At 36.5% G+C, this 21,482-nt stretch carries 23 protein-coding genes and 4 pseudogenes; 22 read left to right on the top strand and 5 right to left on the bottom strand.

Going from position 1 to position 21,482, the window contains the following annotated elements:
* Positions 1-233: 233 nt before the first annotated feature.
* Positions 234-527 (bottom strand): hypothetical protein, encoded by a 294-nt coding sequence (locus H540_RS0116965; RefSeq protein ID WP_028401670.1) that lies wholly within the window; start codon positions 525-527, stop codon positions 234-236.
* Positions 528-541: 14 nt separating this feature from the next.
* Positions 542-751, bottom strand: a complete 210-nt coding sequence (locus tag H540_RS0116960) for a hypothetical protein (RefSeq protein ID WP_028401669.1) — start codon at positions 749-751, stop codon at positions 542-544.
* Between the two features lie 487 nt (positions 752-1,238).
* Between H540_RS0116960 and H540_RS0116955 the strand changes: the two genes are divergently transcribed.
* From H540_RS0116955 to H540_RS35595, 8 genes and pseudogenes are all read left to right on the top strand, one after another.
* Positions 1,239-1,781, top strand: a complete 543-nt coding sequence (locus tag H540_RS0116955) for a DUF1697 domain-containing protein (protein WP_028401668.1) — start codon at positions 1,239-1,241, stop codon at positions 1,779-1,781.
* A gap of 360 nt (positions 1,782-2,141) precedes the next feature.
* Positions 2,142-2,285: pseudogene (locus H540_RS32265) on the top strand (zinc-binding dehydrogenase); the annotation flags it as partial.
* A gap of 158 nt (positions 2,286-2,443) precedes the next feature.
* On the top strand, positions 2,444-3,076 hold the full coding sequence (locus tag H540_RS0116940; RefSeq protein WP_028401665.1) for a hypothetical protein: 633 nt from the start codon (positions 2,444-2,446) through the stop codon (positions 3,074-3,076).
* Positions 3,077-3,377: 301 nt separating this feature from the next.
* A complete protein-coding gene (locus H540_RS0116935) occupies positions 3,378-4,229 on the top strand; it encodes a VOC family protein (RefSeq protein WP_028401664.1) in 852 nt (283 codons plus the stop codon).
* 359 nt (positions 4,230-4,588) lie between these two features.
* Positions 4,589-4,921: an MGMT family protein gene (locus H540_RS0116930; protein WP_028401663.1), complete on the top strand. Its 333-nt coding sequence runs from the start codon at positions 4,589-4,591 to the stop codon at positions 4,919-4,921.
* Between the two features lie 495 nt (positions 4,922-5,416).
* Positions 5,417-6,658, top strand: a complete 1,242-nt coding sequence (locus H540_RS0116925; RefSeq protein ID WP_028401662.1) for an LOG family protein — start codon at positions 5,417-5,419, stop codon at positions 6,656-6,658.
* 922 nt (positions 6,659-7,580) lie between these two features.
* Positions 7,581-7,802, top strand: a complete 222-nt coding sequence (locus H540_RS0116920) for a spore germination protein (RefSeq protein WP_028401661.1) — start codon at positions 7,581-7,583, stop codon at positions 7,800-7,802.
* A gap of 355 nt (positions 7,803-8,157) precedes the next feature.
* The gene (locus H540_RS35595; protein WP_425388134.1) at positions 8,158-8,208 is read left to right on the top strand and encodes a Vmc-like lipoprotein signal peptide domain-containing protein; all 51 of its coding nucleotides are present in this window, start codon (positions 8,158-8,160) and stop codon (positions 8,206-8,208) included.
* On the opposite strand, the pseudogene H540_RS35590 reads toward H540_RS35595, so the two are convergent.
* Together H540_RS35590 and H540_RS0116910 are read right to left on the bottom strand one after the other, a co-directional pair.
* A pseudogene (locus tag H540_RS35590) lies at positions 8,188-8,268 on the bottom strand (YjcZ family sporulation protein); the annotation flags it as partial. The gene H540_RS35595 and the pseudogene H540_RS35590 sit on opposite strands and share 21 nt — an antisense overlap.
* Positions 8,269-8,703: 435 nt before the next feature.
* On the bottom strand, positions 8,704-9,651 hold the full coding sequence (locus H540_RS0116910) for a nucleoside hydrolase (RefSeq protein WP_028401660.1): 948 nt from the start codon (positions 9,649-9,651) through the stop codon (positions 8,704-8,706).
* Positions 9,652-10,103: 452 nt separating this feature from the next.
* On the opposite strand from H540_RS0116910, the pseudogene H540_RS32255 reads away from it, so the two are divergent.
* The 3 genes and pseudogenes from H540_RS32255 to H540_RS32250 form a co-directional block, all read left to right on the top strand.
* Positions 10,104-10,302, top strand: a pseudogene (locus H540_RS32255) (FMN-binding negative transcriptional regulator); the annotation flags it as partial.
* A 16-nt stretch (positions 10,303-10,318) separates the two neighbouring features.
* Entirely contained in the window at positions 10,319-11,002 is a 684-nt protein-coding gene (locus H540_RS0116905) for an MOSC domain-containing protein (protein WP_028401659.1), read from the top strand.
* The gene (locus tag H540_RS32250; protein ID WP_081415176.1) at positions 10,930-11,187 is read left to right on the top strand and encodes an IS3 family transposase; all 258 of its coding nucleotides are present in this window, start codon (positions 10,930-10,932) and stop codon (positions 11,185-11,187) included. Before H540_RS0116905 ends, H540_RS32250 begins: the two co-directional genes overlap by 73 nt.
* Before the next feature lie 233 nt (positions 11,188-11,420).
* Here the strand turns inward: H540_RS32250 and H540_RS0116900 are convergent, their stop codons facing one another.
* Positions 11,421-12,020 (bottom strand): TetR/AcrR family transcriptional regulator, encoded by a 600-nt coding sequence (locus H540_RS0116900; protein WP_028401658.1) that lies wholly within the window; start codon positions 12,018-12,020, stop codon positions 11,421-11,423.
* A 397-nt stretch (positions 12,021-12,417) separates the two neighbouring features.
* Between H540_RS0116900 and H540_RS0116895 the strand changes: the two genes are divergently transcribed.
* The 11 genes and pseudogenes from H540_RS0116895 (at position 12,418) to H540_RS34225 (ending at position 21,313) form a co-directional block, all read left to right on the top strand.
* Complete coding sequence (locus tag H540_RS0116895; RefSeq protein ID WP_028401657.1) at positions 12,418-13,209, top strand: tyrosine-protein phosphatase; 792 nt, start codon at positions 12,418-12,420, stop codon at positions 13,207-13,209.
* Between the two features lie 441 nt (positions 13,210-13,650).
* Positions 13,651-15,117, top strand: coding sequence for a serine hydrolase (locus H540_RS0116890; RefSeq protein WP_028401656.1), 1,467 nt, complete (start codon positions 13,651-13,653; stop codon positions 15,115-15,117).
* Between the two features lie 482 nt (positions 15,118-15,599).
* Positions 15,600-15,779, top strand: a complete 180-nt coding sequence (locus H540_RS35395; protein WP_342666093.1) for a PadR family transcriptional regulator — start codon at positions 15,600-15,602, stop codon at positions 15,777-15,779.
* Positions 15,776-16,333: a DUF1700 domain-containing protein gene (locus tag H540_RS32240; protein WP_034671252.1), complete on the top strand. Its 558-nt coding sequence runs from the start codon at positions 15,776-15,778 to the stop codon at positions 16,331-16,333. Before H540_RS35395 ends, H540_RS32240 begins: the two co-directional genes overlap by 4 nt.
* 142 nt (positions 16,334-16,475) lie before the next feature.
* Positions 16,476-16,646 (top strand): annotated as a pseudogene (locus tag H540_RS34720) (TetR/AcrR family transcriptional regulator); the annotation flags it as partial.
* Between the two features lie 23 nt (positions 16,647-16,669).
* Positions 16,670-17,023, top strand: coding sequence for a DoxX family protein (locus H540_RS0116875; RefSeq protein ID WP_028401653.1), 354 nt, complete (start codon positions 16,670-16,672; stop codon positions 17,021-17,023).
* Between the two features lie 211 nt (positions 17,024-17,234).
* Entirely contained in the window at positions 17,235-17,483 is a 249-nt protein-coding gene (locus tag H540_RS0116870; protein ID WP_028401652.1) for a glutaredoxin family protein, read from the top strand.
* A gap of 420 nt (positions 17,484-17,903) precedes the next feature.
* Positions 17,904-18,374, top strand: coding sequence for a hypothetical protein (locus H540_RS0116865; protein ID WP_028401651.1), 471 nt, complete (start codon positions 17,904-17,906; stop codon positions 18,372-18,374).
* Between the two features lie 407 nt (positions 18,375-18,781).
* Positions 18,782-19,549, top strand: coding sequence for a DUF3959 family protein (locus tag H540_RS0116860; RefSeq protein ID WP_028401650.1), 768 nt, complete (start codon positions 18,782-18,784; stop codon positions 19,547-19,549).
* Positions 19,550-20,092: 543 nt separating this feature from the next.
* Positions 20,093-20,902, top strand: a complete 810-nt coding sequence (locus H540_RS0116855; protein ID WP_028401649.1) for a class I SAM-dependent methyltransferase — start codon at positions 20,093-20,095, stop codon at positions 20,900-20,902.
* Positions 20,903-21,148: 246 nt separating this feature from the next.
* Positions 21,149-21,313, top strand: a complete 165-nt coding sequence (locus tag H540_RS34225) for a hypothetical protein (RefSeq protein ID WP_211241903.1) — start codon at positions 21,149-21,151, stop codon at positions 21,311-21,313.
* The last annotated feature ends 169 nt before the right edge of the window (positions 21,314-21,482 follow it).

Genomic DNA, 21,482 nt, shown 5'->3' with positions numbered 1-21,482 from the left:
ACCTTACCAAAATAGGTAAGGTGAAGGACTATTCCTCACAATTTCTTCTGTATGTTATTCTATTTTATTATTTTGAAACAAATCGTTCTTTTAAGAAACGAGAAACCCTTTGGGTTTCTCGTCACTCTGAAAAAAGGAAGAGGTATTTAACCTCTTCCTTTTTCTGCTTAGAATGAGAATCTACAATCAAAGTATAGAAGCAAATTGTACATCAAGCAGTAGCGCATACAAAATCAGCAATAATCATTTTGGATACGATTATTTATTTCACCTTGAAATGTATTGTGTTTCTTAATCAAATTCAGTGTTTCCTCGATTTCATTTATAAAATCATCAAATATATCCATTTCTTTTGCTGCTTTAAAATGTTCCTGATCGACTGAATTCAACAATGCGATAACTGCTTTTAATTTTAGATCATCATAAAACGGAAGATTTGATTTACCTCTAATCTCCCCTTGTACATGGATGTTTCCATCATAATCCTGAGATTCAAAAACAAATTGCTTCCATTCTTTTTGTTCCATGATAACGCTCCTATCTAAAGCAGACTATCCTCATTTGATAGAGACAACCACGCACCTAGATCACTGTCACTATCTGTTCCCGCTTCACCATCTTCCTTGCACGGAGCCTTTTCATTTTCGATTATCCATTTTGGCAAGGATTGAAGCATACCTGACATCTCTTGTCTGGAAACACCCTGTGCGGTCATGTATTCATATAATGCCTGCAACTGCCTCTCATCCATATACAATCCCTCCATCCGGTAAAAGAAGCTGGCCTTATATAAGCATAAGGCACAGTTTTTTTATTCTTCATTGTATTATATCCCTGTTAGAGATGAGCTATAAGCCGATACAAGCATTTATATAACCGATTAGTCACGAACAAGTGTATGTTCTAATCGCAAGAGACCGCCAAAAAATGATGTTCGACTAACAAAACAAGAAAAGATTTTATACTTTCTAGAAACTTTAAATGTTAAAATTTAGTTGATGAACCTCCCTCACTTACTCGCTTTCGCTCCTTGGAAGTGGGGGTATTCTCACCTAATTTATGATAAATTGTTAGATGAAAGGTGGTCTATTTTTGATAAAAACAATAATAAAGAGTAACATAGCCAAACAAAATAAAAAAATTAGCTGAAAGATAAATGCAGTCGGCTTGACTTTACCAAGAGTAGAAACATATCCCAAGCTCGAATTGCGTTCATCACAATGGGAGAAGGTGACGGGATGGCAATTTATATCGCGCTGTTGCGAGGCATTAACGTAAGCGGACATAATAAGATCAAGATGGCCGAATTGAAGCGCACCTTGGAAACGATGGGCCTAAGCCGGGTGCAAACGTATATTCAAAGCGGCAATGTCCTGTTCGAATCAGGGGAGGATCCATCCTCGCTGCGCCTCCGAATCGAGGATGGGATCAGAACGGCTTTTGGAATTTCGATCACCGTTGTCTTAAGAACGGCCAAGGAACTGGAGCAGATCATTGCGGATTGCCCATATGCGGATGTCTCCTTGGCGGAAGGGGAGAGCGTTCACGTTTCCGTGTTGACCGAAGAGCCGCCGCAAAAGGTGGTCGACCTATTGTCGGGCAGTGAACGTGATAATGATGAGTACCATATCCGTGGACGGGAGATTTACTTCTTGTTTCGTCAAAGTATATTGGATTCCAAGTTGGCGAAAAATCTGCAAAAGCTGGGAAATACGGTAACAACGCGTAACTGGAATACGATCAACAAACTGGCCGCGTTAGCGAAAGCAAGGCAGGCTTAATGGGAAGAAGCAGGTGCTGGGGAAGAAACATCTGGACATATGATGTCCACGCTTTCGTTACATTGTCCATCTACTCGGAGCAATCCGGAAAAAACGAAGAAATAAATTGTTATATTTACGATCCCGCATTCATCACTAAAATCAAACCAAATATTGATGAAGACTTCCAAAATTCTCAACGAGTTTCGCTTGTTGATGTCACTCACTTATCTATGAAAGAAAAAATAAAAGTAAAGTTTGCAAAACTGGTGGAGTATTATTTGTAAAAACGAAACGAAAACCTTCTAGGGAATTGCTAACCGTTTGTATTTTAAGGTAGAAATTGTGTTTGATACACGAACTATCGATTCAAACGGGAGAAAACAAGTGTTCAATTATTTAGCTGATGAAAGGTTGAAAATAAAAATAGGAAAACGCTTTTCACTGGAGGCCGCTGTAAAAGCTCATGAATGGGTGGAAAGCAGACAGAGTACAGGGAAGGTTTTGTTGGATGTGAGGAAATAGCTTCAGTACATACGAAAGCCCGCCGATTATTACGTATAATCATCAGCGGGCTTTTATTGGTACAGGTCTTTTGCGAATATGGTTTAAAATGGAACGAACAAAAAGAGGCGAACGGGGAAACATAAGAACGATGACAATGAAAGGAAGGGATGATTTATATGACATTAGAATGGTTTGATCGTGTTGCCGGAGAACTGCAGGATTATATGCAATCCATTTGTGAGCAATATGACCAAATCGGTCATTTTTCAATTGACAGAGCTGCCAGACATCCGAGAATCGAATTTTTCTTGGAAGAGCAGGATGATGACAGAGAATACTTTTGTACACTTTTCTTCGATCCGTACAATACGGAATTCTACATTGAAACATTTGATGTGGATTTCGGACAAACATCTAGAATCATCCTTTCTGATATAGATGATATCGTCGATGCTGTACATGAAAGATTCCATGATTACATGAATGATGATGAAACGGACGATGATGACGAATATTACATCGTGGATGAAGAAGATGATATTTATGAGGAAATCGACGTAGAGTGGACAACTCCTGAGGTGACAGCTTATGCTGACCAAGACGAAATAGAAATCACATACCAATTTGGGATTGTACAAAAAACTGGCGACGGTATCCTTAAACGCGTGAATCGTATTGTGACAACTGATAAGGATTTTATAGAAGAGGAGACCCATTTCATTTTCAGCAAAGAGGAAGCAAGCACAATCATCGCGATGATTGCAAGCCATATGAACAGCCTGAGCGAACTTGGTTTGGAAAATCCGTAAGATACAGGACTATTCTTAATGAGTGGTCCTGTATCTTATGGATTAAGATGTTACGGTTTCGGCATCAGAAAAGGAAGGAGAGATAGAAGGAACTGTTTTGCTTTCAAAGATTAATAGCAATATAGGTCCTTTATGTTTACATAAAAGCTTTTTGCTTATTAAAAATTAGTTACTTGACGAAATTCAATAATGAACATATACTTACTTATATAAAGTAACTAACTATTTTTATCGATTGTAAAACAATAGCAGCTAAGACATAAGAATACTCATTCATTATTACAAAAGGAGGGAAACACTTATGAAATTTCACCATCATCCTTATACCTTTGTCGGGCAAGTCCATTTATTAGTTGGGAATTTGGACCGCTCTCTTGCTTTTTATCAAAACGTTTTGGGGTTTAGACTGCTCGAACATTCCGAAAGAAAAGCTGTACTGACCACAGATGGAAAAACACCCCTTCTGACGATTGAACAACCAGAAGATGCGGTACCGAAGCAGCCGCGTACGACAGGTTTATATCATGTTGCACTTTTATTGCCGAATCGCTCTGATTTAGCGAAGATACTGCTTCACCTTTTACAAACGAAGTATCCGCTGCAGGGAGCTTCGGATCATCTTGTCAGCGAAGCCATTTATTTAGGTGATCCCGACGGTAATGGAATTGAGATTTATACAGACAGGCCTTCTGAAACATGGACTTGGAAAAGCGGACAAGTAAACATGGCAACTGAACCCCTAAATGCAGAAGACCTCTTGGAGGAAGCTGAAGGAAAGGAATGGGAAGGACTGCCAAACGATACGGTAATAGGACATATTCATTTACAAGTATCAGACATACAAAAGACAGAAGAATTTTATTGTAAAGGGCTTGGGTTTGACCTTGTAAACAGATATGGTCGTCAAGCACTTTTTGTATCATCCGGCGGATACCATCATCATATTGGTTTAAACACATGGAACAGTGCCGGAGCACCTGCTCCTGCGCGAAACAGCGTTGGGCTGAAATGGTTTTCGCTGGTGCTTCCTGACGAGGAAGCGAGACAAAAGGTTGTAAAGCAATTACAGCAAATAGACGCATTTATAGCAGAAGAAAATGGAGTCATCCTGACGAAGGATCCTTCAGGCAATCACATTCAATTATGGATTTGATTCATGAAGAAACACTTGGAATTGTTTTTATAGGAATGAGCATAAAGTTATTGAAAATTAAAGCTGCTCAATAAGATGATGTTCCTTTGTTTAAAAAAATATAATGCAACACTCTGCATCGGAACCCACCGCGGTTGTATGGTATTGTATGGAAAGAATCTCGCTTGGAATCTACAAATGAAGATCTAAATCAAACACCTTTAAGCAACAAGCCAAGTACCCCTGGGTTGTCGTTTAAAGGTGTTTATATTTGTCTGAACATATAAACAATTGATATGATATTTGAAAAGATGTAGAGATATTAGAAGAGTTGATTTAATACATTTCTCTTTAATTGTACAAACGAAAGGAATAGGATGATGGGAATCTTCACAGAAACGGCAGTTACAATCATTAAAAATATACCAGCAGGAAAAGTAATGACATACGGCCAAATTGCAAAATTAGCCGGAAGTCCAAGAGGGGCAAGGCAAGTCGTCAGAATCCTGCACTCCATGAGCAAAAAGCATAATCTTCCTTGGCATCGAGTCATAAATTCTAAGGGTCAGATCGGTTTTCAAGATGATGAGTTATTCCATGTACAAAAACTGTCTCTTCAAAGCGAAGGGGTTGAATTTATAGATGAGAGCTATATTAATCTAGAACAATATCAATTTCATCCGGAGGAATCATCTGTATACAAAATAAGATAAGAGGATAAGATATCACGAATAAAGCATATGTAAATAAAGAACATACACTTATTCGATTATTCGTAACTTTAGTTAGGATTCACTTTGATTTCTATTGTGTTAGAGTCCGCACTTGGAATGAATTCTTCTTGTGCCAAAGGATTCTCCTCTTCAGATGTTTGATTCCCTTTTTTGGGTTTTTCAAAGTATTCTTTGATAGATTTTACAGTAGTTTTATATACCCTTGTGGTATATGTAACACCTACATGAAACCTCGTTTTTGCTTCTTTCTTGTCATCAGTTATTATAAATTTGCTTTCAGGTAATATAGATGTAAAAAAGCCAAATTCCTTAACGTACAGGAATTTGGCTTTTTTTTATGTCGAAATTGATGTGAATAAAAATGAAGAGGTAAATCAAACTAACAAAAGGAAAATATTGGACAAGGCTCCGGAATAGCCAGCCAGTGCGTTGGTCACCAAAAGAAATAAAACTAGTAAAGAAGGGTTGTTCCTTATGAACGAAATTGAACTGTATGGCACGATCTTTTATGAACCGACCACAAACCATTGGGAAGGGTCGGGTACGGGTTGGTGGATCGAAAAAGCGGAGGAGAATATGGCCAAGATTACGTTCGAGGAGCCGATCATGTTTGATCCGCGACAACCGTCAAAAACAAAAAACTATAGTCTTTCCATCAGCAATATCAACCAAAATGGGGATGTGGATACCTATAACGTAGACGAAGACGGCTTCATTATCATCTGGAAGAATTACTCGAATGAAACATGCATAGCTTCATTTCATGTCGTAGGAACCAAAGTCTGTTTCGTACCCAATGACAGGGCTCTCGGCACGGAGGAAAGCGTAGCAGACATCTATGCGGCAGAACTTTTATTCAGTTATGAAGCGAAGTATGGAGTCATTTCGCTGATGGGTTCAGGCACTATTTCGTGCAAAGAAATCGCAGAGGAAAAGTTAGATGCCCTGAACACCTATGCAGAAAAAGATAAGGCTGCCATCGAGAAGGAAAAGGACTTATTCAGCAGGAAGCTTCTGCAGGAAAAATTGGAAAGAACAAAGATTAGGATGGAACGTCAAAAAAGAATCATAGAAAAGAGTGCTAAGTATTGGGATTCGGCTCTGAAATTCGGCGAGTTATGGGGACATTATTCTGCACATGAACAGGAAAAGGCACTGGGAGGCTGTTATGTACCACTTTGTACTGGTGGAGGCCCCGGGATCATGCGGGCAGCGGCACAAGGGGCAAGAAGCCAACATGCCCATGTGATTGGGATTGACTGTCAGTTTGGTGTGGATAATTTTTTCTATCTCAAGGACACTTATTCTGTACAATCCAATCAGCGGCTACGGATGAATAACTTCTCGATCAGGGAGGGGGTTCTCATTAATTATTCTCATGTCATCCTGTTCTGGCCCGGAGGGTTTGGTACTGCATGGGAAGTTTACGAAACACTATCGAAAATTCAAACCAACCACCTTCGAAGACATCGAACCAAGGCTATCTTTGTCCATCCCGAGTATTGGGCGCCCCTTTTTAAATGTATAGACAATATGCGTGAGCATGGTGCAATTAACAGCTATGGTGATCGCATTAAGATACCCGGTGTAGATGATCAATTACCCGATAAGGCATATATTGCAGAAGTGGCTAATGGTCCAGAGGAGGCTTTTGAGAAAACACGTGCATTTGTAGAAGAACTCTACCGGAAAAATCAATTAACACTAAAGGCGTGACAAGGTCAGCCAGCACCGTTAGACTCATTACGTTCACTAAATATAAGAATCCGATGATCAACCCTTAACGTGGTTGATCATCGGATTTTTGGTTACTCTTGATCCTTAGCGTGGTAAATCCGCGTTTTTCTGTCGATCCCCCATGTCCATCAAGCAATCCTTTTCTTTATAACATTCACCGAAATGATCAAACTTTTTTATAAAACTGCATACCTGGATTAGCATAAAGAGCCTATTTTTGATCAACCTTTTTTCGAAAATAGGTTCTTTTATTAGCCGAAAATCAAGGTTTGAATGTTAATCTTGATCAAAACTTATTTTAAGTCAATAACAGAAATATGCAATATTTTATACAAAATCCGGTTGGAAAATAGGAAAACAAAGTACGAAAAATCCTTGCTGTGACAGCAATTTATAGAATCCTGCATATTTCATATTATCCGAGAATGAGAGAAATGTTGATATCATGAGGATGGTGGGGATAACCAACTTCCGATAATGTGATGTTATGTAAACCTCACATGTATAAAGTATTCATGTAAATAATTTAGAAAGTAAAGAATATAAAAAACATGTCGATAAAAAAACGAGATACCGCCTTTATTTCTCCAGTGGAAAATGACGTTTTAAAACTATTCACCATATACTAAAAAAGGTATCACTAACATTTTACAGATTTTGTACATTAAGGTTGTAACCTTCGGTATATAAAGAGTCTTTAACACGAGTATCAGAAACGAATGTGGTTTTTGGATTATTAATTGTCCAGCATTCCTAAAAATACTTGTATTTTGATTCCAAAACTTATTCTTGAAATCAAAGTACTATTAAAGAAAAAATATACCGTTTTTGATGATGCTTAACGTATAAAATCCATATTTTTTGGTTCCACCAACAAAATATTAGGAAAGTAGGTGAGACAATGCCTTCAATTGTTCACGGAGTTGTAATAAATAGAATTGGAGTCACTGGTTCTTTTAACATAGGAGATACTTATGAAGTAACGCCGAAAGTAAATGTAAAGGATCATCATGGATCTGGATCAGGAAATAGCGGATTTTCTATAAACACATTTAATGGTGTTAGTAAAACAAATGTAAGAGATACTGAAACATCTGATCAAAACCAAACATTTAATCTATGAGTATTTTTTTAACTATATGTGACGTCTGTCAACAGTAACCGTTTTGGCTTGCCTACCAGCAAAAGATCCTCGTCATTTTTTGAAAGGAATCTCTCACCGGAGGGGATTTTTATAGTGTCTGAGATACAATGACTTCTGATAATATGATGTTATGTAAACTTCACATGAATGGAATATACAAAAAAAGACACTGATGCGTATCCAGTGTCTTTTTTGTCATTTCAGTCATGAATTTATATTATGTTATGCTTAACTTTTATTTTTATAATTACCAACAAATAATTTAGGTTATATGAACAAAAGCTCCTGTTTTTATGCAGAAGCTTTTCCATAGTTTTTAGCAGTATCCGTATCCATAGCCACCATAGCCGCCACAGCAACAAGCTGCACCGACGATAATCAATAAAATAAATAATACAACAACTAAAGCGAAGCTAGTGCCAAAACCATGTATATGTTCACTCATATATTTATACCTCCTTTGACTTTAAATATGCAGGGGAAAAACTTAATAAGTCATCATTACCATCAGGTAAAGCAGCGGATAATGTATCGTATGTTTTTTTTATGATTATAGAGCTAGTCTGTATTACAAATAGGCTTATAAAATGACAATAAGCCCCTTTTATAGGTCATACATGCACTAAAACCTCAATTTCGTTAATCGAGTTGACTTAAAAAAAGAAATATAGGATTAAACAATAAACTAACTACCGATAACACTGATTATGTGAACAAGAAATCCCTCCAGAATGCAGGGTCTGAAGGGATTTTTATAGTGTCTGAGATACATTGATTGTCGATAATAAGTTATGTACACCTCACATGTATAGGATATTTATCAATCTCCAGGTTTTTATTTGCTAATACGCCACTTTTCCTTACTCTCAATAACTCCTCATTAAAATAATTCCCCAGTCATTACAGTCATAAATTCCTTAAAAAACTGTTCGTAATTCAGATTTATTGCAATCCTATGTTTAGGACGATTATCAAATGTTTCAGGTTCTGTGGTCACTCTAAAGTCTCCAAGACTTAGCCCTCGTGTAATATTGATGGCAGTATGGACCAAAACAGCTGATTGATAGTATGTAAAAATGTCATCTCGATTGACTGCAATCATGGTCAGTGCGTCATGAACTGGGCTGCCCTGTATCCCAGGAACTTTTTTTTGATAAAATTGATAATAGTAGTAATCTAAAAGAGGTTTTAAAAAATTGGCTTTGCCTTTAGAATGAATATAATTGACCATTTCAGGTGTCACAATCGCATGTTGTGTTACATTTAAAGGGTAAATAGACAGATTCTGTGCATATCTCATTACAACATTAGCTGCTACTGGATCAACATAAAAATTGGCTTCTGCAATTGGAGTAACATTGCCTGGATAAAGAAAAGCGCCACCCATGATATAGTAGGAATGAACATTTTTCATCATATCCTCATAAAGAAGAAATAAGGTTGCAAGTGAAGTTAATCTCCCTGTATTCACAATAATTATTTCATTTTTGTACTTTTCAATAATACTGATAACTTCGAAGAAATTCTCAAACTTTTCAAGTTCTAGTTGTGGTTGAATAGGCCCCATCCCAAATTTGCCGTGAACATCTGGGTAAAAAGTTGCAACTTCCGCAGTCATGGGTTTTTCTGCTCCGCCAAAAACTTTTATATATTCTTTTCCTACACTTTTAAGTAAAAAACGAACATTTCTAATAACTTCTATCTTTGGCACATTCCCATAGTCTGCAACGATTCCTATAATATCGATTTTATCTGTTAGCTGTGCATATAATAGAGCTATCGTATCATCGATTCCAAAATCTCCAAAAAACAATACTTTTTTCTTCATTGAGTACCTGTCTCTCCTTAGTTTATTTAATTAATTATTACGTCTTTGTCTTTTTAGAAGAGGATACTTAGGAGTAATATACACTGGTTTTTAATAAACCTCTTTCGTAAACATACATACTCATTAATTGATTTAACATATATATTTTCGTTAAAATGTAGACGGCTTCCTTTAATGCTAGTAAAAACATCATAGTGAGAAGGTGTAACAACAAAAAAGATCTCCACTAAAAGTCTGAATAAACATCTCGACTGTAACTACCGATAACACTGATTATGTAAATAAAGAGGAGCAGATTTAGAATCAACCCCTTATAATACGAATGTCACCCGTTGGTGAAAGTAAAATATCAACTGTCCCCATAAATTATTTATAATCTGTCACTTACGATTATGCCAGATTATAAATATAATCAAAATAAATTAACGAAATTTGGAAAAAGAGGTGAAAATATGTCCATTCCTAAATACTTCAAAATAAATGATGAAAATTATCTATGACATTATTGAAAAAAATGGCTTTACAACGTTGTTTTCTCAACACAATGGAGAACCATATGCCACTCATCTACCTTTAACTTTGAATAGAGATGAAGGTGTCTTATATGGTCATTTGGCACGCCTAAACAGGAAATGGAAACATATTGGAAATTAGGAGGGGGGGTTCTATGACCACACCCCATGAAATCATTTCAGTGAATATAGGAAAGCCAATTTCTATAAAGAAAATGAGCAAAGAAATCAAAACAGGTATTTTTAAATTCCAAATTAATGCACCTGTCTACTTAGGTAAATTAAATTTTAATGGCGATGGTCAAGCTGATTTAGTTCATCATGGTGGAGTAGAGAAAGCGGTTTGTGTATATTCATATGAGCATTATCCATACTGGGAAAGAGAATTAAGCTGCGAAATCGTGTATGGTGCTTTTGGTGAGAACTTGACAGTGAAAGGTATGCTGGAGAAAGATGTCTGTATTGGGGACATTTATAAACTTGGAGAGGCTGTTGTTCAGGTTAGTCAACCCCGACAACCATGTTATAAACTTGCTAAAAGGTATAATATGGCTGATCTTCCTGTTAGATTTCAGAATACAGGATATACTGGTTTTTACTTTCGCGTGTTAAAAGAAGGCTGGGTACCGGAACATCCATCTATAGAACTTATTCAAAGACACTTGAAGGGTGTAACCATAGAATTTGCAAACAAGATTATGCATCATGCCAAAGAAAACATTGAAGGCATACATCAGATTCTAGAAGTTGACGAACTCTCCTCTAATTGGCGTCAAACGTTTACAAATCGCCTAAAAGGAAAGGAAGTAGATCCCAGGACAAGATTAGACGGGAGATAAGAAAGGCTGCCTGCCCCTACGATAACTCCGTAGCTGGGGCTACCTTTAAGATTATCAAAACCGAGTTCATGAAGGATCGCCATTTTGATAGTCTTGAGGATTTAACGAGAGAACTACAAGACTATGTGTATTGGTTTCATCACATTCGCATTCATGGAACGCTTGGATACGTAAGCCCGGTTTAGTACAAACTTGAACACCTTAAGAAAACTGTCTAGTTTAGTGTTGATAATCCAGTTATTTGTAGTACAAAAAAGGATAGATCATATAGATGTAGTCTGTTTGTATCTATCCTTCTCTTTTGTCCGCGTATTGTATAGTTTTTCTTGAAAAGTAAGAAGGTATTATAGTTATAATTTAGATTGAAATTTGGATATGTTTACCCATTAAAGTAAAGATAGACAAATCTTGCTTTCTTTTACTTTTCTTTAGTTAATCCTTCTGCTACATACTCAATGATTTTTTCCATGACTTTAGGAAATACATTCTCTCCTATTTTTTCTTTGTGAAATCGCATCATCATTACAGCTTTCATAATTCCTACGATAACTTGTGGATCTTCCTTAGGTAATACCCCACGCCCTATTAGAACATTAACAGCGTAAATTCCTCTTTCCGTATCTTCCTTAGAAAGCTCTTCTATCATTTGCTTAGGAAGTTTTCGAACAAGCCGTTCGTGATCATCATCTTGAAAAACACGTTGAAGAAATGGATTTTCCTCAACTAATTGAAATGACGTATGAAAAAAAGAGGCTAGTAATTCTTTTGGAGGAAGATTTTCACGAAGAAGCTCACTGAGCAACGTATCTCGAACTTCTTCTTCATTCTTTAAAATTTCATAATAGAGCTCTTCTTTTGATGGGTAAAATTTATAAAATGAGCCCTTTCCGATTCCACACGCAAGTATAATATCATCAATGCTAGTCTTGGCTAGTCCGTATTTAATAAATAATTCTTTTCCTTTTAATAAGAGAGATTGACGAATATGTTCTTTTTCTTTCTCTGTGAATTTAGGCATAGTAAAACTCCTGGTTTTTATTTTTTTATGACTTTTTCTATACTTTTAGTCATAAAATGTTTATAATTATCATATCGTCTATACAAAAAAAAGTAAACTTTGGACGATAATCTAAACAACAGGTTTTTTTATCATTTTTATGACTATAAAAAACTTTTTAGTCACTAGAATTAAAAATAATTAATTCTTGGGAGGAATTAAAGGGAATAAAAGTTTATTTAGTTCGAATTGATACTTATAAATCATTTGTATATAGAAGTTCTTAAAGAGGGATCTAGGAAGATAAAGAGCCTGTTGTGAATGCAGTTATTTCTTTTATAAGATCTTTGCAAAAATAAAAATTAAAGAATTTCTTAATCTATTTATTTATATTAAAGGAAAATAAGGTGGGGAAATTATGAAAAACCTTGAAAAAGAATTACTACGTCAATTTGATGGGTTGTATAACTTTAGGGATATAGGGGGAGGAGAGACACTAAATGGACGTAAAATGAAAACGGGTATCCTGTTCCGTTCGGATGAATTATCGCGTTTATCACAAAAAGATTTAGAGAAAATAAAGCTGTTAAATATAAAATCAATCTGTGATTTAAGAACTCCACGTGAACAAAGGTCAAAGCCCAGCCGAATTAAATCTGAACATGGAATACAGCTAATAAATATATCTATTCATGATAAAAGTCAAGAATTCACACACCTAGAGTTTTTTAAGTTTTTAGTAGGTAAGTCTAGTACAATAGATTTTAAAAAAATAATGAAAGACCTTTATTACAATATGGCGTTTACAAGTAGTATTCAAATTAATGAAGTCGTAACTTTACTTTCGGAACAAAAGAATTTGCCTGCACTTATTCACTGTACGGGTGGAAAGGATCGAACAGGTTTTATATCTGCTGTGATTCAATTACTTGTTGGAGTACCATATCAGACTGTTTTAGATGATTATCTATTTTCAAATGAGTTAATCGCACCACGTATGAAAAAGGTCGAAAAGTTTATCAGATGGATGAGCCTTTTTCAGATTTCACCGGATCGTATAAAACCAATGTTAGAAGTTCGCCGCGAATATTTAGATGAAATTTATAATGATATTATGGAGAAGTATGGGACTGTTGAAGATTATCTCTGTCAAGCTTGTAACGTACAGCAAAGTAGTTTAGAGAATCTTAAGCACTTACTACTCGAATAGGCTAAAATATCAATTTCAATTTAGGGTTTCGACCGCAAAATCCAAATTCCACATGTTAAGTAATTCGGCATAAATTTCACTAACTTTTGTCTTCTAAGCAAGTGCTTAAAAGAAGTCAAACTAAGATGCTATTTTTCTGGATGTGAACAAAAATGCATTGCCTGTCCTGAACAAGTAGGATAAAGATAATAAGCAGGAATAGGCTTAAGTTTAAAAATCTGTATATCTTCTTTTCGCTGCATTTGAACAATAAATTGTGGGAAGGAGATAAATTCTTTGCTTAATTTCTTTTATTTTTGCGTTTGAATATGATTAGCGAATATAACCTATGATGAAGAACCTAAAAAATTATGGCATCTTTGTGAACAACAAGGTTTTTCTCTTCCTTATACCTAAAGAATATATAGTTGTAAAAAAATGGATAATGGAGGGCTAAAACGTATGCAAAAGATGCAATCCTCTCTTACAAACCGTCTACGTGAATGTACAGAAGAAATGATGAAAAATTTAAATGTTCCAGGGGCTGCAGTCGCAATTATAAAAGATGGAGAAGTTATTCTTTCTGAAGGCTTTGGGTACCGTGACACTGAAAATAAAAAACCTGTTACGCCAAATACACTATTTGCGATTGGTTCAGCTACAAAATCATTTGGTACACTTTCTCTAAGCTTACTTACCCAGCAACAAAAGTTTAATTGGGATACACCTGTTCAAACATATATTCCAACTTTTTCACTGCATGACCCATTAGTAAGCTCACAAATTACGGCTCGTGATTTAGCTTCTCATCGTTCCGGTGTTAGTCGCCACGACCTGCTATGGTATGTATCTTCATTAAGCCGAAAAGATGTCGTGGAAAAAATCCGATATTTGGAGCTAGGTGCACCGTTTCGCACAACCTTTTTATACAATAATTTAATGTATGCAACGATTAGCTATATTGTAGAACAAATTACACATCAAACATGGGAACAATATGTAACCGAACATATTCTGCAACCTCTTCATATGGAACATACAAACTTCTCAGTTATCACTTCACGAGAAGCAGATAACCACGCACTCCCATACATTGAAAAAGACGGAAACATAGCCGAAGTGCCGTTTCGCAACATCGATATAGTCGGCGCTGCTGGATGCATTAACTCAAATATAGAAGATATGACAAAATGGGTGCTATTCCACTTAAATCAAGGAAAAGTGGGTGAACATGAATTAATTGCACCGAATATGTTACAGCAAATGTATACACCGTATATCCCAATTCCAGATGGTGGAATTTTATCCACACCAGAATCAATACTGAATTGCTATGGACTTGGCTGGTTTGTTAGTGCATATCGCGGTTATAAAATAGTCCATCACGGTGGGAATATCGATGGTTTCTCAGCGCTCGTATCCTTTATACCCCAAGAAAATATGGGGCTTGTTATATTAACAAACTCCGGAAGCACGTTATTACCTTCTTACCTTGCCTATCAAATTTATGATGAATTACTTGGGTTAGATGCAATTGATTGGCATAAACGAGCTGTAGAAGATACGGCTAAATTTAAAGAAATGATGAAAGAATTAAATAAACCTCTCCCACAAGTAAAAGAGACAACTCTTACACATGAATTAAAAGATTATACAGGGGTATTTGAGCATCCTGCATATGGAAAAATCGAAGTGTATAAACAAAATAATACCTTATATTTAAAGTTGGAAGCACTTGATATAGAGATGAAACATCATCATTACGACATGTTCACAACGAAGTGGAACGTTTTCCAAACAGAAATGAATATATTAGTTGCCTATGAAATGGATGCAGAAGGAAACTTATCACAATTTAAATTGCATTTGCCACTAATGATGAGTACAAAACCACTTGTATTTATAAAAATGTTAGATAGAATTTCATAAAATTAAAAATACAGCTCACTTTTTAAAAACCTTTAACGAAAATAGAGTGTTAGGGGTACCGCTCCATCACCATCAGGCTAATTTTTTGAAGTGCCCCCAAGATGAAAATTTTATCTCTCCACAGTTATTTATAAGGATTCAGCTTATTTTTTTCGGTTTAGAGAACAATAAATTTCTTAACTTGATGGCTGCAGAGAGGTACCCCAAGTGTGTATTTCACTGCGAAAGGGGTTTTGGTATAATTTTACACATTACCTTATTGCACATAATACCATGTAGTAACATGGTAGTTAAAGGGGAGAGCTTATGGACATGTCAGAATGGACTTCCCAGGTTCGCCGGGGAATTTTGGGATTTTGGAATTTTGTATTTTGCTGCTTATCAGCAAAGAGCTACGTTACGGGTACGAGTTAGTGACATTGTTGGACAAATGAGAGCCCCTCGCGGTAACGGAGGGAACATTATATCCCCTTTTACGCCGGCTGCTCAAAGAGAAGTACATCGAATCCTTCTGGAAAGAATCCGAATCAGGGCCGCCACGCAAATACTACAGCTTAACTGCCGCCGGACATCACTTGTTGGAGATGATGTCTCTAGAGTGGGATAAAGTTACCGCTGCAGTGAATCAAATCCAATTTTACAAAGGAGAGGAACGTTCATGAGCTCGAATGGGAAATTCTATTTGGATATGTTATATCAACATTTGAGAAAATTACCAGAGGACGAACGACTGGACGCAGTTAGGGAAATTGAAAGTCATATCGTGGAAGGAGTACATAACGGTCAACAGGAAGATGTAATTTTGACGAAGCTGGGAGATCCGCGAAAACTGGCGAAAGCATATCGAAGCGAATATATCCTGCAGCGAAGATCTAATCGTTCCGTCAGCAACGTATTCGCCATGCTTGGTTTTTATTGTACAACGGGACTGCTAAGCGTTATTGTCGTTCCAACTTTGGCAACTCTTGCGTACGGTTTCGGTTTTTGCACCGCCCTTATATTCATTGCAGGTATTATTCGTTCTTTTGGAGCTACATGGATACAAATGGACATTGGCCCCAATTTATCCGTTCCGCTGGAGTGGAGCATGATTTACGCTCTGATCGTAGGCGGAATCGCCGGAAGTATCGCTTATTTTAGTTGGAAGTATCTTCGAGTTTATTTGAATTTCCTCTCAGCCAGTTACCGTAAAGTATTACCAGTGAATAAGAAGTAGAGGATTGTAGAAAGATAAAAATTTCAGATTCATAATGTTTCACTTAAACTCTGTTAGTTTTTTCATAAGGATACATATTTTTTTAATTGGTAGTATCAGTATGTCTAAGTTTCCTAGATTTTTAGCACCAGAACCAGTGTAACAACAAGCTGGTTACTTTCATTCCAAACTGGAGATGGAAACCGTAGCCCAATGCCTGACTAGAATTATGGAACGTCTCACGATTTCAATAAAAAATCTAGGGAGTTTGGCAGAACAGGTAGTAAATCTTTTTATGTATGGCATGCTTGCAGATGAACATATCTCCAAATAAAATCCTAAAAGGAGTGAGATTAGATGGTAGCTATTGTTATGCAAGTGATTTTAACGGTTTTTATTTTATTAGGCGGATTCATAAAACTATTGCGTATACCGTTTCAAGTTGAACATTGGCAGCACTATCAATATCCATTGTGGTTTATGTCTGTAATTGGATTTATTGAAATCATTGGAGCAATAGGAATGATTGGCGGAATATGGAACCGATACTTAGCTGTTTTGTCAGGCGTATTATTTATAATTATCATGCTGGGGGCCATTCATGCCCATATTTTTCGGGCGCATCAACCTGTTGTAATGATCATTCCTGCATCGGTCTGTTTGATTTTGTCTATCATCGTGATTATCTGGAATTTAAGGGTGTGCTCCTGATTTCATCCCACAAATAATCTGGACGGAATGTTTATCAGTTGGAGTGCCTTTTTAAAGATTAAAAGAAAAAATGAGTAAATAGTATTCCCAATACATATTAAGTTGAGCATTATAAACTGGATTTTTGGAATTAAATGTTATAATAAGTTTATAGAAAAGTTCATTTGACTTTTAAACAAAAAATATTTCATTCGATTTGGAGGAGTAATCAATGGCAGAGAATGTTATCATTTATGCCCAAGAAACATGCGGTCCTTGTCATGCGGAAAAAGAATGGCTAAAAAACAACAACATCCCGTTTGAGGAAAGAGATATCCGAAAAAATCCATCTTATTTGGAAGAAGTAATTGAACTTGGAGCAAGTGCGACGCCAGTAACGGTCATTAAAAAGGGTACTGAAATTGAAGTTGTTATGGGGTTTGATAGAGAAAAACTTGCTGCTTTACTAAGTCTCGATTAAAGAAGGATTTTGATGGAACGGCGTTCGATTTATCTAATAAAAGAAATCCGTAGTTTTTATTAAACTCTAATGATCTCTTGCTGTTGGATGACAATAAAGTCGTTTAACTATAATTAAACACATCTAACACCGTTCATAGTATGAACGGTGTTAGACACAGTGGTTTTAAAAGCTTAATTTCTTGACTAGTGTCTTTTTATTGTGCCAGAAAAGAAGGAGAGAAAATGTAAAAAAAACAAGCATAAACATTTCGCTACTTAATTTCAAGGGCGTAACAGCATACATATACAAAAGGTTTAAATGAAAAATACCATCAAATGAGCTGCAGCATATGCTGCAGCTATTTATAATTAGGAGATATATTATTTAATTACAAAACCTCAAAAACGAAAATCCTAACCATCAAGGAGGGGAATGCCATTGCCTGCAAACAAGACTAAATCTGTTGACAAATCAAACCAAAGTTTAAAGACTACAAGATCCCGAATAAAGAAACCCTTGAACGAAGCAGCAACAAAGGAGAAAGGTTTAGTTACTGCCGAACAACCTGTTAAAAGGAGCCAAAAGAAAACAAAAAAGGCAACGCAGCCTGCTGAAACTTCCAAGAAAAAAAAAAGTGTACCTAAAGCAGGAACTTCTAAGCCTATACAATCGAAAAAGAAGCGAACCGTCCGAAAGAAAAAAGCGCCAACATATGATAAAAAAAGAGGTGTTAGTATCTTACTTTTGGGAATAGTAATCGTCTCTATATATGCTTTATTTACAGACGACCTATCTATTCTTTCTAAAACGACTAAAGGAACGATCATTGTTTTTCTGCTTTTTGTCGGATTTAATTGTTTGTTGATTTTCCTAGGCTATAAGCTCGGCATTAAAAAAAATAAGAGATAAACTAGTCGGTAACTTCACCAAAGAAAAATAATAAATGTATATACAGCGGCCTGCTCATACTACAAGCAGGCCTATTTATTTTGCAATGTTATAAATAGGTGCTACAATGTTGTTTGAAATTTAACAAGTTTGTACGATGAACTGGCTATATACATCCCGTCAGCAGGAAGAAGGTTATGATATTGAAACTGAGTGTTCTCGATCAATTGGTTATGTAGTATTCTTTACGGTGTGCTTTTACGTTGGGGTAGATCTAAACGCAGTTGATGCAATAGTGTACAATAATAGATAGGCACAAAATCTGACTAAAAGTTATATTTTCATAGAGATTAAACAAAAAATTGTAGAAATGTGGTATTGTTCATATAAAATAAAGAGAAAAAGAAAACCGAAAGGAATGGAGAAGTGTGAAGAAACTGGATGTGCTGTTAATGGCACTCAGCGGCCTGTTTCCAATTGCAGGCGTTATGAAACTATTTCCGCTTACATTATCGCTAGTAGTGGGAGGATTGTTATTTTTAATCAGCTTAGGAAGCTATTACGCAAAACGAACTCATTTACGAGTATTTAGCTGGATGGCGTATGCTGCATTTATTGCACTCTTGCTTTTACTTCGCGACCAATATATAACGACAAGTTCCATGTGGGAAAATGTGAAAATTTCGGCATGCATTGCCCTTATCCCGTTTTTATTCCGGTTTCGTACCTATGCGATTACGATAGGATTACTCGGATTGTGGGGCGCTTTATTATGGGATGTAAAACAAGCTGGTTCGCTAGAAGTTCTTCAACGTATTATGAATTTAACTACAACAGAACGGATGTATCTGCTAACGTTTGGGATTGCTTTTTTATTTGGAGGATGGCTAGGGAATGCAACAAAGCCTGATCCTAAAAGGGAAAAACAAGAGAAAGCAAACAGACCAAAACAAAGAAAAAATCGAAAAAGACGGAGAATTACGATTCCTGTTCCAAGTCTGCCAAAAATTAAAATTAAAGTACCAAAGCTTCGACAGCAATCCGCTGCGCAACAGACAACTCGCTTGCATGAATCAAAGCAAGAAGAGAGCATGGAGCAGTATAATACAATGAAACAAGAGGAACAAAACAAAGGAACAGAATTTACACTTGGAGAAACAAGAATGGAAAGAAGGAAGAACAAATATAACGCATAGTGCATTATAAAATGAATATTATGTTATGATAAGGGGTCCCACCGCATGCCTATCAACTTAAGCATAAGTAAAAAAAGCACCAGCTCGGTGCTTTTTTTACTTATGCAGATTTTTTGTCTTTTGCTTCGTTCGTAAACAATACCAAGAATATCAAATACAGTTTTCTTCTCATACATCCCTACATATACTTCTGACAACTCCTTTGTTTCGCTCGGTTGTAATATATTAAGGAACCGCTATATATATGAATGATTTAGGATTTCGACATTTCAATGTGCTGGGTACAGCAAAATGGCATTGGCGCTTTCTTTCTATCTATGGTTTACCCTTGCATGGACCACTACAAGGGTTTGACCGCTTCCGCACGTCGCCGGATGCTCTCGCCCCACTAAAAAAGACGTTTTTTTTATTTAGTTGTATATAGTTTATATCTATAAAGCTCATATAAATTATATATTAGGCCTATATAAGATTAATTGATAAGATTAATACAATCATGCAAATGGAAAAATTAGCGAATGACTAATTATGGGGGGATACTATATGGACACAAATACTGCCCGTAATCGGGCTGAATTATCAGGGAAGTTAACAAACGTATTAGATTCCCGATCATTAACATACTCTCATAAAAGGCTTGCAAGGATACTTACTAAAGGTATGACGATTCTTGATGTTGGTTGTGGCACAGGAGCAATTACACGTGGAATAGCAGAAGCAGTCGGTCCAAATGGGCGCGTTGTAGGAATTGATAATAATCCAAACTTAATCGAAAAAGCCCGTCAAGCTCATGGTGAAACGCCAGGATTAACTTTTGAAACAGGTGATATCTATAATCTTCCCTATGAAGGGCAATTTGACATTGTTACCTCCGCTCGTGTTTTAATATGGCTGTCTGATCCTTTGAAAGCATTGAAAATGATGAAATCTGCCGCTAAAATTGGTGGGCGTATTTTGATTGCTGATTATAATCATGAGAAGATATCATGGGAACCAGAGCCTCCCTCAAGTATGCTTTCTTTCTATTCTGCATATTTGAAATGGCGTTCTGATGCAGGTATGGATAATGCGATTGCCGATCACCTTCCTGATATGTTTCAAAAAATCGGTATTGAAGAAATCACTGTAACTCCCCAACACGAGGTAACTAAGCGAACAGATCCTGACTTCCAAACTCGCATTGGAATATGGGCGGATACTGCTTCAAGTAGAGGAGTTCAAATGGAAGGAGATAGGTATATCACTGAGAAAGAATATGTGACAGCGGAAAAAGAGTATAGGGAATGGATGGTTCAGGAGGCCCAATCTCTAACGATGTATATGTTAGCAGTTGAGGGTGTGAGACTTTTGTAAACTCTGTTGCAAAGCTGCCCGTTTGTTAAAGAACGGCCTCAAATCTAAAAACTTTATCATAAATTAGGCGAGAATACCCCCACTTCCAGCGTGTGAATGGTGTGTAACGGTAAGTGGGGGATGAATCGCCTTCGCACAAGAGATAGGCACGTTCCCTCTCTATTGTCCGATATGTAAAAATTTTGTAAATGAATAGAACGCATGTTTTGTTTGTGGTAAAATGAGGAATATACAGGAGGTGAATCTATGATTCGAGCGAAACGAGTCTATTTCCAAACCTCAAAGACAAACCTGCAGCGATTGTTTGCCTGCAACCGCGAGTCCGCCAAAGTATGGAATGATTGTTTGCGTCACGCAAAGGCGTATCATCTGCAACATAATGGTAAATGGATCAACAAGTCTGCCCTGTAAGCTCTGACGAAAGGAAGCTACCACTTACATTCTCAAAGCATACAAGCTGTATTTGAAAAGTACTTGTTCGCCAGAGATGCCACAAGAGCTGCTCTCCAAAAAGGAATCAAAACCGCCAAATATCCCTACAAACAAAAGAAACACTATAATACGAAATGGAAGAAAGACG

This window comes from Ectobacillus panaciterrae DSM 19096 (assembly GCF_000430785.1).
GTDB classification, from domain to species: Bacteria; Bacillota; Bacilli; order Bacillales; family Bacillaceae_G; genus Ectobacillus; species Ectobacillus panaciterrae.
This window is presented reverse-complemented; position numbering and strand designations above follow the sequence as displayed.

Excerpts from the sequence above, each read along its gene's own strand:
- H540_RS0116955 (WP_028401668.1), top strand. The coding sequence starts at position 1,239 with ATGGCAATTTATATCGCGCTGTTGCGAGGCATTAACGTAAGCGGACAT.
- H540_RS34225 (WP_211241903.1), top strand. The coding sequence starts at position 21,149 with ATGATTCGAGCGAAACGAGTCTATTTCCAAACCTCAAAGACAAACCTG.
- H540_RS0116940 (WP_028401665.1), top strand. The coding sequence starts at position 2,444 with ATGACATTAGAATGGTTTGATCGTGTTGCCGGAGAACTGCAGGATTAT.
- H540_RS0116855 (WP_028401649.1), top strand. The coding sequence starts at position 20,093 with ATGGACACAAATACTGCCCGTAATCGGGCTGAATTATCAGGGAAGTTA.
- H540_RS32240 (WP_034671252.1), top strand. The coding sequence starts at position 15,776 with ATGAGCTCGAATGGGAAATTCTATTTGGATATGTTATATCAACATTTG.
- H540_RS0116930 (WP_028401663.1), top strand. The coding sequence starts at position 4,589 with ATGGGAATCTTCACAGAAACGGCAGTTACAATCATTAAAAATATACCA.
- H540_RS0116870 (WP_028401652.1), top strand. The coding sequence starts at position 17,235 with ATGGCAGAGAATGTTATCATTTATGCCCAAGAAACATGCGGTCCTTGT.
- H540_RS0116895 (WP_028401657.1), top strand. The coding sequence starts at position 12,418 with ATGAAAAACCTTGAAAAAGAATTACTACGTCAATTTGATGGGTTGTAT.
- H540_RS0116960 (WP_028401669.1), bottom strand. The coding sequence starts at position 751 with ATGGATGAGAGGCAGTTGCAGGCATTATATGAATACATGACCGCACAG.
- H540_RS0116925 (WP_028401662.1), top strand. The coding sequence starts at position 5,417 with ATGAACGAAATTGAACTGTATGGCACGATCTTTTATGAACCGACCACA.
- H540_RS0116905 (WP_028401659.1), top strand. The coding sequence starts at position 10,319 with ATGACCACACCCCATGAAATCATTTCAGTGAATATAGGAAAGCCAATT.
- H540_RS0116910 (WP_028401660.1), bottom strand. The coding sequence starts at position 9,651 with ATGAAGAAAAAAGTATTGTTTTTTGGAGATTTTGGAATCGATGATACG.
- H540_RS0116935 (WP_028401664.1), top strand. The coding sequence starts at position 3,378 with ATGAAATTTCACCATCATCCTTATACCTTTGTCGGGCAAGTCCATTTA.
- H540_RS0116890 (WP_028401656.1), top strand. The coding sequence starts at position 13,651 with ATGCAAAAGATGCAATCCTCTCTTACAAACCGTCTACGTGAATGTACA.
- H540_RS0116965 (WP_028401670.1), bottom strand. The coding sequence starts at position 527 with ATGGAACAAAAAGAATGGAAGCAATTTGTTTTTGAATCTCAGGATTAT.
- H540_RS0116875 (WP_028401653.1), top strand. The coding sequence starts at position 16,670 with ATGGTAGCTATTGTTATGCAAGTGATTTTAACGGTTTTTATTTTATTA.
- H540_RS0116900 (WP_028401658.1), bottom strand. The coding sequence starts at position 12,020 with ATGCCTAAATTCACAGAGAAAGAAAAAGAACATATTCGTCAATCTCTC.
- H540_RS0116920 (WP_028401661.1), top strand. The coding sequence starts at position 7,581 with ATGCCTTCAATTGTTCACGGAGTTGTAATAAATAGAATTGGAGTCACT.